Below are 14,150 nucleotides of genomic sequence, written 5' to 3' on the forward strand. Positions count from 1 at the left end.
TACTCCGAACGGGTGACGTCCGGGGCTCGCAAGCTGGCGGGAGAACGAATACGGATGAACCTCTTCGAGTACATCTCGGACCGGTGGGGAAGGCTGCTGCTCCAGGCGTGGCTACACACCAGCATGGTGGTGCAGTGCACGATCCTCGCCGCGATCCTTGGCGTGCTGATCGGCATCGCCGTCTATCGCAGCCCCATCGGCTCCGCCGTCGCCACGGCACTGGCCAGCACGATCCTCACCGTCCCGTCGTTCGCCCTGCTGGGGCTGCTGATCCCGCTTTCGGGGCTCGGCTCGACCACCGCGGTGATCGCGCTCGTGCTGTACGGCCTGCTGCCCATCGTCCGCAACACGATCGTCGGCCTCGACGCGGTCGATCCGGCGATCACCGACGCCGCCCGCGGCATCGGGATGAGCAGGCTTTCCGTGCTCACCCGGGTCGAACTGCGGCTGGCCTGGCCGGCGATCCTCACCGGCATGCGGGTCGCCACCCAGATGCTCATGGGCATCGCGGTGATCGCGGCGTACGCCAAGGGCCCCGGCCTCGGCGCCGAGGTCTTCTCCGGCCTCACCAACGCCGGGAGCACGAACTCCCTCAACCAGGCCCTCACCGGCACCGTCGGCGTCGTCATCCTCGCGCTGGTGCTCGACGGCATCTACGTCCTGATCAAGCGATTCACCATTTCTAGGGGTGTCCGTGGCTGAGCACACTGCGACCGAAGAAAACGTCTCCGGCGTCGAGATCGAACTCGACCACGTCACCAAGCGCTACTCCGGTACCCGCGCCCCCGCGGTCGACGACTTCTCGATGGTCGTGCCCGCGGGCAAGATCGTGGTGTTCGTCGGCCCGTCCGGCTGCGGCAAGACCACCACGATGCGGATGATCAACCGCTTGATCGAGCCGACGTCCGGCCGCATCACCATCGGCGGCCAGGACGCGCTGAAGCTCGACGTGGACACCCTGCGCCGCCAGATCGGCTACGCGATCCAGCAGGCCGGGCTGTTCCCGCACTTCACCGTGGCGCAGAACATCGCCGTCGTGCCGGGTCTGCTCGGCTGGGAAAAGAAGAAGATCACCGCGCGGGTCGAGGAGATGATGGACCTGGTCGGGCTCGACCCGGCCGATTTCCGCGACCGCTACCCGCGCCAGCTGTCCGGCGGGCAGCAGCAGCGCGTCGGCGTGGCCCGCGCGCTCGCCGCCGACCCGCCGGTGCTGCTGATGGACGAGCCGTTCGGCGCGGTCGACCCGATCACCCGCGGCAACCTGCAGGACGAGCTGCTGCGGCTGCAGACCGACCTGAAGAAGACGATCGTCTTCGTCACGCACGACTTCGACGAGGCGGTCAAGCTCGGCGACCGGATCGCGGTGCTCGGCAACCAGTCGAAGATCCTGCAGTACGACACGCCGGAGTCGATCCTGGCGAACCCGGCGGACGACACCGTCGCCGGTTTCGTGGGCGCCGGCGCCTCGCTCAAGCAGCTGACCTTGCTGCGGGTGCGCGACGTCGAACTGCAGCAGGACGCGCTCACCACGACGATCGACGAATCTCCCGCCGACGTGCGGGAGAAGCTGAGCAAATCGCGCAAGCCGTTCGCGCTGGTGCTCGACCAGCGACGACGGCCGATCCGCTGGGTGCACGTGCGCGAGCTGACCAACGCCACGTCGCTGGGCTCGGTCGGCAAGCCACTGCGTGACATCGTGAGCCTCCAGTCGACTCTGCAGGACGCGCTCGAGGCGATGCTCGCCGAAGGCGGTTCGGTGCCGGTCACCGGTGCGCGCGGCGAATACGCGGGCACGATCAAGCTGGACACCGTCATCGCGACCATCCAGCAGCTGCGCGACGAGCACGCCGACGACCACGTCGACGAGGACGGGGCCACGGCATGACCGCTGCCGTCGATACCGGATTCAGTACCGAGTCAGGCTCCCGTCGCGCGGAACGCGTCCGCCTGTTCGCCCAGCCCGCCGTGGTCGTGCTGATCGTCGCGGTGACGCTCATCTGGGTGTTCGCCAGCGGGCTCACCGCGACCGAGAAGGAAACGCTCAACGCGGAGTCGCTGCTCACCGCGCTGCGCGACCACGTGGCGATGACCGTCGTGGTCACCGCGATCGTGGTGCTGGTGGCGGTGCCGCTCGGCATCATCGTGACCCGGCCGTGGGCGAAGTGGCTCGCGCCGGTCTTCCTCGCGGTCGCCAACATCGGACAGGCCGCGCCCGCGCTGGGCGTGCTGGTGCTGTGGTTCATCTTCACCGGCGCGGTCGGCGGGCTCTGGGTCGCCGCGCTGCCGCTGGCGTTCTATTCGCTGCTTCCGGTGCTGCGCAACACGATGGTCGGCATCCAGCAGGTGGACCCGTCGCTCATCGACGCGGGCCGCGGCATCGGGATGTCCGCGCAGAAGGTGCTGTGGCGGGTGGAGGTCCCGCTCGCCGTCCCGCTGATCCTGGCCGGCCTGCGCACGTCGCTCGTGCTGGCGGTCGGCACCGCGACGTTCGGCATGTTCGTCAACGCGGGCGGGTTCGGCCTCCTGATCGACACCGGCTACAAGCTCAACCTCACCAAGGTGCTGATCACCGGTTCGGTGCTGGCCGTCGCGCTGGCGCTGCTGGTGGACTGGCTGGGCGCGGTCGCCGAGCAGTACTTCGGACCGAAGGGACTGCGCTGATGAACGTCCTGAAAAAGGCGGGTGCGCTGGTCGGCGCCGCCCTGCTCGCCGGGACGCTCTCGGCGTGCGGGCTCGACGTCAACACCTCGATCCCGTTCAAGATCGAACCGGGGTCGATCCGGCCGATCCCCTCGCTGCAAGGCCAGCGGGTGGTCGTCGGGTCGAAGGACTTCACCGAGAACATCATCCTCGGCTACATGGCCGAAATGGCGCTGAGCGCGGCGGGCGCGGACGTCATCGACCTCACCGACATCAAGGGGTCGAACTCGTCCCGGCAGGCGCTGCTCAACGGGCAGACCGACGTGACCTGGGAGTACACCGGCACCGGCTGGATCAACTACCAGGGCAACGAGCTGCCGGTGCCGGGCGGGGAGAAGGCGCAGTACGAGGCCACGAAGAAGGCGGACGCGGAGAAGTACGGCGTCACCTGGCTGAACTACTCGCCGCTGAACGACCAGTACGCGTTCGCCACCACCGAGGCGTACGCGGCGAAGAACAACCTCAAGTCGACCTCGGACCTGGCGAAATTCCTCACCACGCATCCGGACCAGAACCGGTTCTGCCTGGAGACGGAGTTCACCAGCCGCCAGGACGGGTTCCCGGCGGCGGTCAAGGCGTACGGGTTCAAGAACCCGAAGATCGAGAACTTCGGGATCGGCACCATCTATTCGGCGGTGGCCAACGGCACCTGCCCGATCGGCGAGGTGTTCACCACCGACGGCCGGATCTCCGGGCTGAACCTGCGCGTGCTCGAGGACGACAAGAAGGCGTTCCCGCAGTACAACGCGGCGGCGACGCTGCGGACGGAGTTCCTGAACAAGTACCCGGAGATCCGCGGTCCGCTGGAGACGGTGGCGGCGGCGCTCGACAACAAGCAGATGGTCGAGCTGTGCAAGAAGGTCGACGTGGACGGCAAGGACGCCGGCACCGTCGCGCACGACTGGATGCTGCAGAAGGGCTTCATCAAGTAGTGGCTCGTGCGTGGCTGTGCCGGTGCTGACCGGCACAGCCACGCACGAGGTCAGATGCCCAAACGGTGCAGCAGCTGGTCTTCCAATCGCTCGAGTTCGCCGGTCACCGCGCGGTGTGCGGCCTTGCGCCGAGCCGCCGGCATGCGCTCTGCGGCACGCACCGTCGCCGACAGCTGCTCCAGCGTCGACTGCGTCTCAGCGGCGAACTTCTGGTCCTGCTCGGTCGCCTTCGCCGACTTCTTCAGCTCGCCGAGCCCCTGCACGAGACCCGCGATCCGGGCGTGCAGCGCCGCGCCGCGGCCGGTGTACTCGCCGAGCTGGTCGACGGCGACGCCCAGCTTGCGGGCCTGGTAGCGGTCGTACGCCTCCCGCGCCGCGCCCGCCGCGCGGACCGCGTACGGCGCGAGCACCGGCAGCACCGCCGGCCCGAGCACCTTGGCCACCGCGACCGCGTTCTTCGCCTTCTTCGGGGTGATCCGGGCTTCACCCTCGTCTTGCTTGGCCTTGCGCGCCATGGCCGTTACCTCCCACGCCTTCTCCGGCATGAACTTACTGGTCCCCGACGTGACGGGCATGTCGGCTCGCGCAGGGAATGTCGTACCCACGATCTATTGTGATCGCTATGGGAGATGAGGTGTTGCTCGACGCGGGAGCGGTGAGCCGTTGCCGCCGCCGGGTGCACCTGGAGCACGACCCGGCGATGCGCGACGTTCCGCTGCCGCCACCGGATCCGACCGCGCAACAGCGCATCGACGACGCGACCGCGCACCGCGAGGAAATCCTCGAACAGCTGGTCGCGGCTTCGGGGCCGGATGCCACGTGGGCGCGGGTGCCGCGCACGCTGCCCGCGGGCGAGCGAGTGCGGCTCACCGAGCAGGCGTTCGCCGACGGTGCGCAGTACATCTGGGGCGCGCTGCTGCCCGCCGATCCGGTCGGGCACCGGCGCGGCGGCATCGACCTGCTGGTGCGGGTCGGCGAGGGTTACGTGCCGGTGCTGGTGGTCCGGCACCGGATCACCGATCGCGGCCAGGGCGCGCCCACCACCGCGATGACGGAGCTGGATCCGGCCCGCCGTTCGCCGGACGAGCTGCGCAAGGTGCGTTCGCAGCCGCGGGACCAGCTGCGGCTCGCGCATCTGCGGCGCATGCTGGAGGCGTACGGGAAGGCAGCCAGCGGGCGCGCGGTCGGCGGGGCGATCGGCCTCGACGCCGATGTCGTCGTGTGGCACGACCTCACCGCGGGCACCTGGCCGGGCGGCCGCAGCGCACTGGACGAATACGACGCGCGGTTCGCGGACCGGCTCGCGGTAGCGACGGCGGCCGCCACCGGCGCGGAGGCGCTGGCCGCGCCCTCGCGGGTGCTGGAGTGCCGGCGGTGCCCGTTCTGGGCGACCTGCGAGGTCGTGCTCACCGAAACCCGCGACGTGAGCCTGGTGGTGCGCGGGGAGGACGCGGGCGAGCTGCGCCGCGTCGGCGTGTCCACTGTGGACAAGCTGGCCGCGCTGGATCCGGCCGCGGAGCCGCCGCCGATGAACTGGACCGGTGGCACGTTCTCCGACGCGATCATGCTGGCAAGGGCGTGGCTGGCGGATCTCACCGTGGTGCGCCGCACGCCGCAGGTCGAGGTGCCGCGCGCGGACGTCGAGGTCGACGTGGACATGGAGAGTTTCGGCGACGCCGGGGCTTATCTGTGGGGGACGCTGCTGTCCGGGGCGGACATCGGGGTGCCGCAGGGATACCGGGCGTTCGCGACCTGGGAGCCGCTGCCGACGGTGGACGAGGCGCGGTCTTTCGCGGAGTTTTGGGCTTGGTTCACGGATGTTCGTTCGCGGACTCTGGCCGCGGGGCTCACGTTCCGGGCCTATTGCTACAACGCGCTCGCGGAGAACCGGTGGCTGTTCGGGTCGGTGGATCGGTTCGGGGAGTATCCGGGGGTGCCGGAGAAGCGAGCCATTCAGTCCTTTGTGGACTCTGACGAGTGGGTGGATTTGTTCCGCAGTGTCACGGATCAGTTCCTGTGCTCGCGGGGCAAGGGGTTGAAGGTGATCGCGCCGGTGGCCGGGTTCGCGTGGCGGGATCCGGAGGCTGGCGGGGAGGCGTCGATGCGGTGGTATCGCGACGCCGTGGGGATGGATGGCGCGGTTCCCGATGATGAGCAGCGGGAGCGGTTGTTGCGGTACAACGAGGATGATGTGCTGGCGACCAAGGCGTTGCGGGAGTGGATGAGCGAGCGGGCTCAGGGTGAGGTTCCGTACATGCTGGATATCTGACGCTTTTTTTGGGGAGTGGGCACCCCTCAGCCTGATTGTGACTACGGCGCGGAGGTGCTTGTCAAGGCGGGAAAGATGCCTTGACAAGCACCTCCGCGCCGTGTTTTTGGCTTCGTATCGGGGTGCGGGGGGTGTGGGTGCCTGGGTGGTCGGCTTGGTGGGGTGGGCTCGTAGCCGAACACCACTAACGAGACGACCGGCACCCAGGCCGACCGGACACCACCAACTAGCGAGACCACCGGCACCCAAGCTGACCCGGACATCACCAGCTAACGAGACCGCTGGCGCCCAAGCCGACCCGGACACCACCAGCTAACGAGACCGCTGACGCCCAAGCCGACCGAACACCACCAACCAACGAGACCACCGACGCCCAAGCCGACCCGAACACCACCAGCTAACGAGACCGCTGACGCCCAAGCCGACCGAACACCACCAACCAACGAGACCACTGGCACCCAAGCCCGACCGAACACCACCAACCAACTTGTGGTGTCTTGCTGGCTGACCTCGCGGGCCGTCTGTGCTTGCTCGTTGCCGTCCGGTGCGGTTCTGCATATACTCGTCGGCGAGTACTCGTCTGCGAGGAGGGTTCGTGAAGCGGCGGAAAGTGTCCAATATGCTGGGCCTCGCCGTGCTGGCCACGTTGTGCGAGCGGCCGATGCATCCGTACGAAATCGCCACTCTCCTGCGGGAACGAGGTAAAGAGGGCGACCTGAAGATCAAGTGGGGCTCGCTCTACACGGTGGTCGGCAACCTGGAAAAGCACGGCTTCATCGAGGCGGTCGAGAACGTCCGGGACGGGGCCCGGCCGGAGCGGACCGTTTATCGGATCACTGGGGACGGTCAGGCTGAGCTGGAGGATTGGGTCGCCGAGCTGCTGGGCGTGCCGGATCGGGAGCCGACGCGGTTTCACGCTGGGCTGTCGGTGATGCTCGCGCTCGGGCCGGACGTCGTCGACCAGCAGCTTGAGCAGCGGGTCGGCGAGTTGGAGCGGATGATCGACGACCGCGTGGAAGCGCTGGCGAAGACGCGGACCGAGGTGCCGCGGCTGGTGCTCGTCGAGAGCGAGTATCAGCTGGCGATGTGGCGCGCGGAGGCCGAGTGGGTGCGCGGGCTGCGTGACGAAATGGCTACTGGCGCGCTGCGCGGGGTCGAGGAATGGCGGCGCTACCGGGAAACCGGGGAGGTGCCGGACATGGCTGCCCTTGTGGAGAACGAGGGCGAATAAAGAGGTCCCGGAGGAGGTGCTGGCACACCGCCGCCGGGACCGGGAACCGTCGAACTGGAACCGCGAGCGGAATCCTGTCCTCAGGCTGCGATCTACAGGGTACGGGTTGTCCCTTTCGCGGTGCGGTTCGGTAACCAACCGAACAGGGAGAAGCACTATGGGGAACACCCAGGTAAAACGGCACCGCACGAAGCTGCTGCCGGAGATGGAGGGGCCGGTCGCCCGGGCGTACGCGCGTGGGCGGAGAACCGAACCGCAGCTCGTGCAGTACCGGGAATCGGCCGAGATGCTGGCCACCGACCTGCCCGAGGGCGCTGACGTGCTCGAGGTCGCGCCGGGGCCGGGATTTTTCGCCGTCGAACTGGCTCGTACCGGGCGGTGCACGGTGACCGGGCTGGACGTCAGCCGGACGTTTGTCCAGCTGGCCAGGGAGTACGCGCAAGAACAGGGCGTGACGGTCGATTTTCGTCGTGGTGACGTGGCGGCGATGCCGTTCGCGGACGGATCGTTCGACTTCCTGGTGTGCCAGGCGGCGTTCAAGAACTTCGCCGATCCGGTGGACGCGCTCGACGAAATGCACCGGGTGCTGCGGCCCGGCGGCGTCGCGCTGGTGCAGGACCTGAGCAAGAGCACCACGGACGCGCAGCTGGACGACGAGGTCGCGCGGATGAATCTCGGTCCGGTGGCCACGTTCACCACCGTCCGCACGCTGCGCGGGCTGAGGCGGCGGGCGTACACGCCGGAGCAGTTCGTCGCGACGGTCGCGGAGAGCCGGTTCCGCACGTGTGTGGTGACGCCGGACGGGATCGGGCTTGAGGTGCGGATGCGTAGGGAGTGACGTCGTGAGTGGCAATCCCGGTTAGAACCGGGATTGCCACTCACGAGCAGGTCAGCGCGGGGCCATCCGCAGCGAGCCGTCCATACGGATGACCTCGCCGTTCAGGTAGTCGTGGTCGATCAGCGACAGGGCGAGCTGCGCGTACTCGTCCGGCCGCGCCAGCCGCTTCGGGAACGGCACCCCGGCGGCGAGGCCGGCGCGGAACTCTTCGCTGACGGTGGCGAGCATCGGGGTGTCGACGATGCCGGGCGCGATCGTCAGCACGCGGATGCCGTGCGAGGCGAGGTCGCGCGCGGCGGGCAGGGTCAGTCCGACCACGCCGCCCTTGGACGACGCGTAGGCCACCTGCCCGATCTGGCCGTCGTACGCGGCGACGGACGCGGTGTTGATGATGACGCCGCGTGCGTCGTCGGCCAGCGGTTCGGTCTTCGCGATCGCCTCGGAGGCGATGGTGAGCACGTTGAAGGTGCCGACCAGGTTGATCTGGATGACCTTCGCGTACAGCCCCAGGTCGTGCCTGCCCTTCTTGGACAGAATGCGCGCGGACGGTCCGATGCCCGCGCAGTTGACCACCGTGCGCAGCGGTACGCCGGAGCCCGCCGCGGTGTCGACGGCGGTCTGCACCTGGTCCGGGTCGGTGACGTCGGCCTCGACGTAAGTGATGCCGTCGATCTGCTCGGCCTTCTCGATCGAGGGCGCGAGGTCGAGGGCGAACACTCGAGCGCCCTTCGCGGCCAGTGCCTTGGCGGTCGCGCCGCCGAGACCGGACGCGCCACCCGTGACGAGCGCTGCGGTGTCGGTGATCTGCATCTTCAGCCTTCCTCCTGCTCTCCGGTGCCGCGGTGCACCTCCGCGCCCAGGTTAACGCTCGTTCGCACCCGCGCTGGAGTGTGTCGCCTCACCCGCTTCTCGTCGCGAGGAGTATTCGGCCACGACTGCTTCCGTTAGCACTGAGGTCAACTCCGGCTGTCACCTTCAGCAGCATGAGCGCAGCTCGGATCGTGGTGGTAGGGACGGGATACGTCGGATTGACCACGGGGGCATGTCTCGCGAGCCTCGGGCACCGCGTCACCTGTGTGGACGTGGACGTGGCGAAAGTGAACCGGCTGTCGGCCGGTCGCGTGGACATCCTCGAACCAGGACTGGCCGAATTGGTCTCCCGCGGACTGGCGAACGGACGGCTGTCGTTCGTGGTCGGCGCGCGGGAAGCCGTTCGCGGTGCGGAGGGCGTGTTCCTCTGCGTGCCGACGCCGATGGGCGCGGGCGGGTCCGCGGACTTGCGCGCGGTGGAGGCGGTGACCGCCGAGATCGGCGACGTGCTGCCGCCCGGCTGCGCGCTGATCACGAAGTCGACGGTGCCGGTCGGCACCGCGAAACGGATCGCCGCGATGGTCGGCCGCGACGACGTGCCGGTGGTGTCCAACCCGGAGTTTCTGCGCGAAGGCACTGCGGTGCAAGACTTTCTGAACCCGGACCGGATCGTGGTCGGGTCGGATTCGCGAGCCGCGGCCGCGTGGGTCGGGCAGCTGTACGGCGATCTCGCCGCCCCGATCGTGGTCGCCGACGCGGCGAGCGCGGAGCTGGTCAAGTACGCGGCGAACTGCTTCCTCGCGCTCAAACTGTCCTATGTGAACTCGATCGCCGAACTGTGCGAACGGCTCGGCGCGGACATCGACCTGGTCACCGAAGGCATGGGCTACGACCGGCGGATCGGCCGCACCTTCCTCAAACCCGGCCCGGGCTGGGGCGGTTCGTGCCTGCCCAAGGACACCAGCGCGCTGGTCAAGGTCGCCGAGTCGGTCGACTACGACTTCCGGATGCTGACCTCGGCGATCGACGAGAACATCGCCCAGCGCGACCGCATTGTGGCGAAGATCGCTGGAGCCTGCGGCGGAACGCTGGCCGGTGCGCGGATTGGCGTGCTGGGCTTGGCGTTCAAGGCGGGCACGAACGATCTGCGCGATTCCCCAGCGCTGGCAGTGTCTTCGGTGCTGGGCGCGCTCGGCGCGGAGATCACCGCGTACGACCCGGCGGTGTCCGGCGGGATCGCCGGGATGACCGTCGTGGACGATCCGTACCAGGTCGCCAAGGACGCGGATGTTGTTGTGGTGCTTACCGAATGGGCTGAGTTCCGCAACCTCGACTGGGTCGCGATCGCGGACGCGATGGAGGGCGACGACGTCGTCGACACCCGCAATCTGCTTGACCCGGGGATGATTCTCGACGCGGGGTTGTCCTGGCAGGGCGTCGGCCGCCCGCGCGCGGCCCGGCGACGGGTTCCGGTTTCCTGATTGGAGATCCGCTTCCGCTGCGCTATGCTTCCCGGCGGCATCGCGTGTCGGTCACCGGCTGGGTGAGACATGGAGGTGCTGGGATGCCTTCTGGAGGCATTGCTTCGTGTCAGTTTCTCTTGAGTTGAATCACCTGATGGTCCCGTCCCGGAACAACCGGGAATCCGCCGAGTTTTTCGCGAACCTGCTTGGCTTCGAGATCGGCGAGGAATGGGGCCCGTTCGTCCCCGTCGAAACCAGCAACGGCGTGCGGCTCGACTTCGCCACGGTCCCGGATGAGGATCGGAAGCTGCAGCACTACTGCTTCCTCATTCCCGAGGACGACTTCGACGCGTTTTTCCTGCGGCTGAAGGAATCTGGGGTCACCTACCACGCCGACCCGATGGGCAAGCAGGTCGGCGAGATCAACCACAACCACGGCGGCCGCGGCGTGTATTTCCTTGATCCGGGCGGCAACGGGATCGAGGTCATCACGCAGCCGTACGAGCCGGAGCGGAAGCGCCCGGCCAGCTGGTAGGTCCTTTGTGGACGGACGGCGGGCGGGTCACAGCGGAAGCGAGGCCCACCCGCCGCCCGCGGCCAGCAAAGTACGCACGCCTTCCGCGTGATCGGCGAACGCGGCCAGATCGGCGTGCAGCAGCGCGGCGCGTTCGGAATCGAGCGGATTCGCGTCGTCGCGCCAGAGTTCGAGCGTCCAGTTGGCGGCCAGGATCATCGAGCGCACCAGCCCCGCGACCGCGGAGTCCGGCTGGTCGTACGCGGCGAGGATTTCGTCGCAGGTGGTGAAGCACCGTTCCAGGCCGCGGACGGCCTCGGCCGGCGTGCCGTCCCAGTCCGGTCCCGGCCAGGCGCACGAGCCCAGGGCGAGCCACAGCTGCCAGCCGACGGTCAGTTCGGCTTCGTCGCGGGGCGTCCAGTGCGCGGCCATCTGTCGAGTGTGCGCCCTGGCGGCCGATTTGCCGCCAGGGCTTTGGGCTATGTCACGTGCGTGGCTGTTCCCACAACCAGAACTCGATGCCCTGGTCGTCGGCACAATCCGCCGATCGGCCGTACGGCTGGTGCTCCACCTCGCCTGCCCGGCCGCCGTGCTCGCGGACCCGGCCGAGAGCGGCCTCGAGGTCGTCGACGGCGAACATCAGCTTCCAGCCGGTCTGCAGTTCCGACCCGCCCCACAGCCCGCCGGGCAGGCCGTGGCCCTCGATGCCCCACGCGGTCGGCAGGCTGCCCTTGCTGAACTGCCAGCCGAGCACCGCGCCGTAGAACGCCTTGGCCCGGGCGTCGTCGGGCACCTGGAAGGTGAAGTACCCGGCCTCGCCGTGCCGATACGTACGCTCCTCCGGCGCCTTCGCGCGCGGCGCGGCCAGCCCGATCATCCACCGCTGGCCGAACGGGTCCCGGATCGCGCCGTGCAGTCCGTGGCCGCGGTCCTCGACCGGCCCCAGCTGCTCCGCGCCCAGTTCCACGGCTCGCTGCACAGCGCGTCGAGGGTCGGGCACCTCGACCCGCATCGTCGTGCCGCTCTGCGGGGCCACGACCAGGCCCATCTCCGGGAACTCGTCGGCCAGCATGAGCACGCTGCCGCCGATGTCCAGTTCGGCGTGCCCGACCCGGCCGTCGTCCATCACGATCGGCTCGGCCCGGCGGCGCGCCCCGAAGACCTCGACGTAGAAGTCGAGGGCGGCACGCGCGTCGGTTACCGCCAGATACGGCGTCAGCGCGCCCACTTCGGCCTGCTGGGACGTGGTTTCGGTGGTGGTCATCTCCGCTCCGTTCAGGATCAGGCGGCGGAGGTCGTCGCGCAGCTGGTCGGCGAAGGCCGGATCCGGGTCGGCCGGAGTCGAGGGCAGTGCGAGCGCGTCGAATGGTTCAGGCATCGCGTCCCTCCTTCTCCTGGTAGCTGCGGCGGAACGCGGTCTTGGCCCGCGTCAGCAACGCCTCCGTCGCGTGGATGGTCCGGCCTAGGTGCGTCGCGACGTCGCGCACCGGAAGGCCGTCGACGTACCGCAAGGTGAGCACCGCCTGATGCGAGACCGACAGCGATCCGAGCACCTGCCGCGCGCGCAGGGCGTCGAGCTGTTCGTCCCACGGGTCCTCGACGTCGCATTCGGCGTCGTGCACGAGCCGCAGCCCGCGCTGTTCCCGTTCGGCGCGCCGCCAGTGGTCGGCCAGTTTGTGCCGGGCCACCCCGATCAGCCAGGGCGTGCTCACCGGTGGTGCGTGGTCCTTGCGGCAAGCGGCGACCGCGCCGAGGAACGTCTCCGAGGTCAGTTCCTCCGCCAGCACGCGGTCGCCGCACCTCGCGAGCAGGTAGCCATAGACCTCCGGCAGGGCCGTCTCGTAGAGGCCGAGCAGCGCGAAGGCCGGGTCTGGCTGCACCCGAGGTTCCGTCACATTCCCATCGTCGTCCGGGAGCGGGGTTTTCCGTCGGTCGAATTTTCTCAGCGCGGGTCGGGCAGTTTCCGTGCCAGCCCGCTCACCAGCAGCGCCAGCGCCGCCAAGATCCCGATGACCAGCACGAACGCGCCCTGGTAACCCATCGCGCCGGGCACGCTCAGACTCGCGAACAGGCTGCCGAGCACCGCCACGCCCAGCGCCAGCGAAGTCTGCTGGGTCGTGGTCAGCACTCCGCCGCCGACTCCGGCCAGGTCCGCGGGCACTCGCGAAAGCACGACCCGGAACAGCGTGCTCATCGCGAGCCCGTTGCCGACGCCGATCAGCACCATCGCCGGGGCCAGCTGCCAGATCGACAGATCGGGCCAGTCCAGCAGCGCGGTCCCGGCGAGCGCGAGCAGGCCGACGGTGAGGATCAGCCCGCCGATCGGCACGATCTTGCGGCCGAACCGGGCGACCAGATGGCTGCTGACCAGCGAGGTCGTGAAGTACGCGACGGCCATTGGGGTCAGCGCCAGTCCAGCTCCGAGCGGGCCGAGGTGCAGGCCGTTCTGCAGGGTCACCGCGTAAACGAACATGAACGACCCGAAGGAGCAAAAGAACGGCACCGCGACGGTCAGGCCGTGCCGCACGCTCGCGGTGCGCAGCAGGGCTGGTGGCAGCAACGGCGTGCCGCCCGAGGCTTCCAGCCTCCGCTCAACCCGCGCGAAGCCGAACGCCGCGAACGGGAAGAGCACCAGCAGCGCGATGCTCCACCACGGCCAGCCGAGCGCACGGCCTTCCATGATTGGGATCAGCAGCGACAGCAGCGAAACGGCCAGCAGCACGGTTCCCCAGCGGTCGACGCCGAGCGGGTTGCTCGCCCGGCTGTCGGGCACCGTGCGACGCGCGAGCAGCAGCCCGATGATCCCGATCGGCACGTTGACCAGGAAGATCGGCCGCCAGCTCAGGTCCCACAGATTGGCGGCCACCAGCGCGCCGCCGAGCAGCTGCCCGACCACGGTGGCGATCCCGCCGGTCGCGCCGAAGAGGCCGATCGCGCGGGAGCGGCGTTCCCCGGTGGTGCCGGCCTGGATGATCGACAGCACCTGCGGCAGCAGCATCGCCGAAGCCGCGCCCTGTGCGACGCGGGCGATGACCAGCGTGCCCGCGTCCGGGGCGACCCCGCAGGCCAGCGAGGTGAGCGTGAACAACGTGAGCCCGAGCAGGAAGAGCTTGCGGCGGCCGAAGGTGTCGCCGAGCCGCCCGCCGAGCACGAGCAGCACCGCGTACGCGATGCCGTAGCCGGCGACGACGAGTTCGAGCGTCGCGGTGGAGGCGTGCAGGTCGGCATCGATCGTGGGCAGGGCGACGTTGACGATGAAGAAGTCGATGATCGGCAGCGCTGCCCCCAGCAGCACGGTGATCAAGCCGGCGGACGTGAGTCCCGTTCTCGCCGGCGTCCCGACAGCGGCGGTGGCCGACGTCGGGGCGGAGGTGGTAGTCGTCATGAGTACTA

Annotated in this window: 15 protein-coding genes; 9 read left to right on the plus strand and 6 right to left on the minus strand. The window is 68.9% G+C overall.

All coding sequences use genetic code 11. From position 1 onward, the window contains the following. Positions 1-54 precede the first annotated feature (54 nt). The 4 genes from RPX00_RS13935 to RPX00_RS13950 are packed head-to-tail and all read left to right on the plus strand — an operon-like array spanning position 55 to position 3,632. Entirely contained in the window at positions 55-702 is a 648-nt protein-coding gene (locus RPX00_RS13935) for an ABC transporter permease (protein WP_037806896.1), read from the plus strand. Next, positions 689-1,885 (plus strand): ABC transporter ATP-binding protein, encoded by a 1,197-nt coding sequence (locus RPX00_RS13940; protein WP_406639939.1) that lies wholly within the window; start codon positions 689-691, stop codon positions 1,883-1,885. The genes RPX00_RS13935 and RPX00_RS13940 overlap by 14 nt, the downstream gene beginning before the upstream one ends. Further along, a complete protein-coding gene (locus RPX00_RS13945; RefSeq protein WP_406639940.1) occupies positions 1,882-2,661 on the plus strand; it encodes an ABC transporter permease in 780 nt (259 codons plus the stop codon). Before RPX00_RS13940 ends, RPX00_RS13945 begins: the two co-directional genes overlap by 4 nt. Continuing rightward, positions 2,661-3,632 (plus strand): glycine betaine ABC transporter substrate-binding protein, encoded by a 972-nt coding sequence (locus RPX00_RS13950; RefSeq protein ID WP_406639941.1) that lies wholly within the window; start codon positions 2,661-2,663, stop codon positions 3,630-3,632. Before RPX00_RS13945 ends, RPX00_RS13950 begins: the two co-directional genes overlap by 1 nt. Positions 3,633-3,682: 50 nt before the next feature. On the opposite strand, the gene RPX00_RS13955 is transcribed toward RPX00_RS13950, so the two are convergent. Next, a complete protein-coding gene (locus tag RPX00_RS13955; RefSeq protein ID WP_406639942.1) occupies positions 3,683-4,147 on the minus strand; it encodes a DUF6474 family protein in 465 nt (154 codons plus the stop codon). 107 nt (positions 4,148-4,254) lie between these two features. On the opposite strand from RPX00_RS13955, the gene RPX00_RS13960 reads away from it, so the two are divergent. The 3 genes from RPX00_RS13960 (at position 4,255) to RPX00_RS13970 (ending at position 7,970) form a co-directional block, all read left to right on the plus strand. After that, positions 4,255-5,901, plus strand: a complete 1,647-nt coding sequence (locus RPX00_RS13960; protein ID WP_406639943.1) for a TM0106 family RecB-like putative nuclease — start codon at positions 4,255-4,257, stop codon at positions 5,899-5,901. Between the two features lie 595 nt (positions 5,902-6,496). Continuing rightward, a complete protein-coding gene (locus tag RPX00_RS13965; RefSeq protein WP_406639944.1) occupies positions 6,497-7,132 on the plus strand; it encodes a PadR family transcriptional regulator in 636 nt (211 codons plus the stop codon). Between the two features lie 157 nt (positions 7,133-7,289). Then, positions 7,290-7,970 (plus strand): methyltransferase domain-containing protein, encoded by a 681-nt coding sequence (locus tag RPX00_RS13970; RefSeq protein ID WP_406639945.1) that lies wholly within the window; start codon positions 7,290-7,292, stop codon positions 7,968-7,970. A 51-nt stretch (positions 7,971-8,021) separates the two neighbouring features. Here the strand turns inward: RPX00_RS13970 and RPX00_RS13975 are convergent, their stop codons facing one another. Beyond that, complete coding sequence (locus RPX00_RS13975) at positions 8,022-8,780, minus strand: SDR family NAD(P)-dependent oxidoreductase (RefSeq protein WP_406639946.1); 759 nt, start codon at positions 8,778-8,780, stop codon at positions 8,022-8,024. Positions 8,781-8,953: 173 nt separating this feature from the next. Here RPX00_RS13975 and RPX00_RS13980 point away from each other — a divergent pair, with 173 nt between their 5' ends. Together RPX00_RS13980 and RPX00_RS13985 are read left to right on the plus strand one after the other, a co-directional pair. After that, positions 8,954-10,261, plus strand: a complete 1,308-nt coding sequence (locus RPX00_RS13980; RefSeq protein ID WP_406639947.1) for a UDP-glucose dehydrogenase family protein — start codon at positions 8,954-8,956, stop codon at positions 10,259-10,261. Between the two features lie 136 nt (positions 10,262-10,397). Then, positions 10,398-10,778, plus strand: coding sequence for a VOC family protein (locus RPX00_RS13985; protein WP_406639948.1), 381 nt, complete (start codon positions 10,398-10,400; stop codon positions 10,776-10,778). A gap of 27 nt (positions 10,779-10,805) precedes the next feature. Here RPX00_RS13985 and RPX00_RS13990 read toward each other — a convergent pair whose 3' ends face one another. Genes RPX00_RS13990 through RPX00_RS14005 form a run of 4 tightly spaced genes read right to left on the minus strand, consistent with a single transcriptional unit; the run spans position 10,806 to position 14,142 of the window. Next, on the minus strand, positions 10,806-11,189 hold the full coding sequence (locus tag RPX00_RS13990) for a hypothetical protein (RefSeq protein ID WP_406639949.1): 384 nt from the start codon (positions 11,187-11,189) through the stop codon (positions 10,806-10,808). Between the two features lie 52 nt (positions 11,190-11,241). Next, positions 11,242-12,135 carry a VOC family protein gene (locus tag RPX00_RS13995; RefSeq protein ID WP_406639950.1) on the minus strand — a complete coding sequence of 298 codons (894 nt, stop codon included), beginning with the start codon at positions 12,133-12,135 and terminating at the stop codon, positions 11,242-11,244. After that, the gene (locus RPX00_RS14000; protein ID WP_406639951.1) at positions 12,128-12,652 is read right to left on the minus strand and encodes an RNA polymerase sigma factor; all 525 of its coding nucleotides are present in this window, start codon (positions 12,650-12,652) and stop codon (positions 12,128-12,130) included. The genes RPX00_RS13995 and RPX00_RS14000 overlap by 8 nt, the downstream gene beginning before the upstream one ends. A gap of 47 nt (positions 12,653-12,699) precedes the next feature. Next, positions 12,700-14,142: an MFS transporter gene (locus tag RPX00_RS14005; protein ID WP_406639952.1), complete on the minus strand. Its 1,443-nt coding sequence runs from the start codon at positions 14,140-14,142 to the stop codon at positions 12,700-12,702. Positions 14,143-14,150 lie beyond the last annotated feature (8 nt).

The sequence above is a fragment of the Amycolatopsis sp. WGS_07 genome (assembly GCF_045278895.1).
Lineage (GTDB): Bacteria > Actinomycetota > Actinomycetes > Mycobacteriales > Pseudonocardiaceae > Amycolatopsis.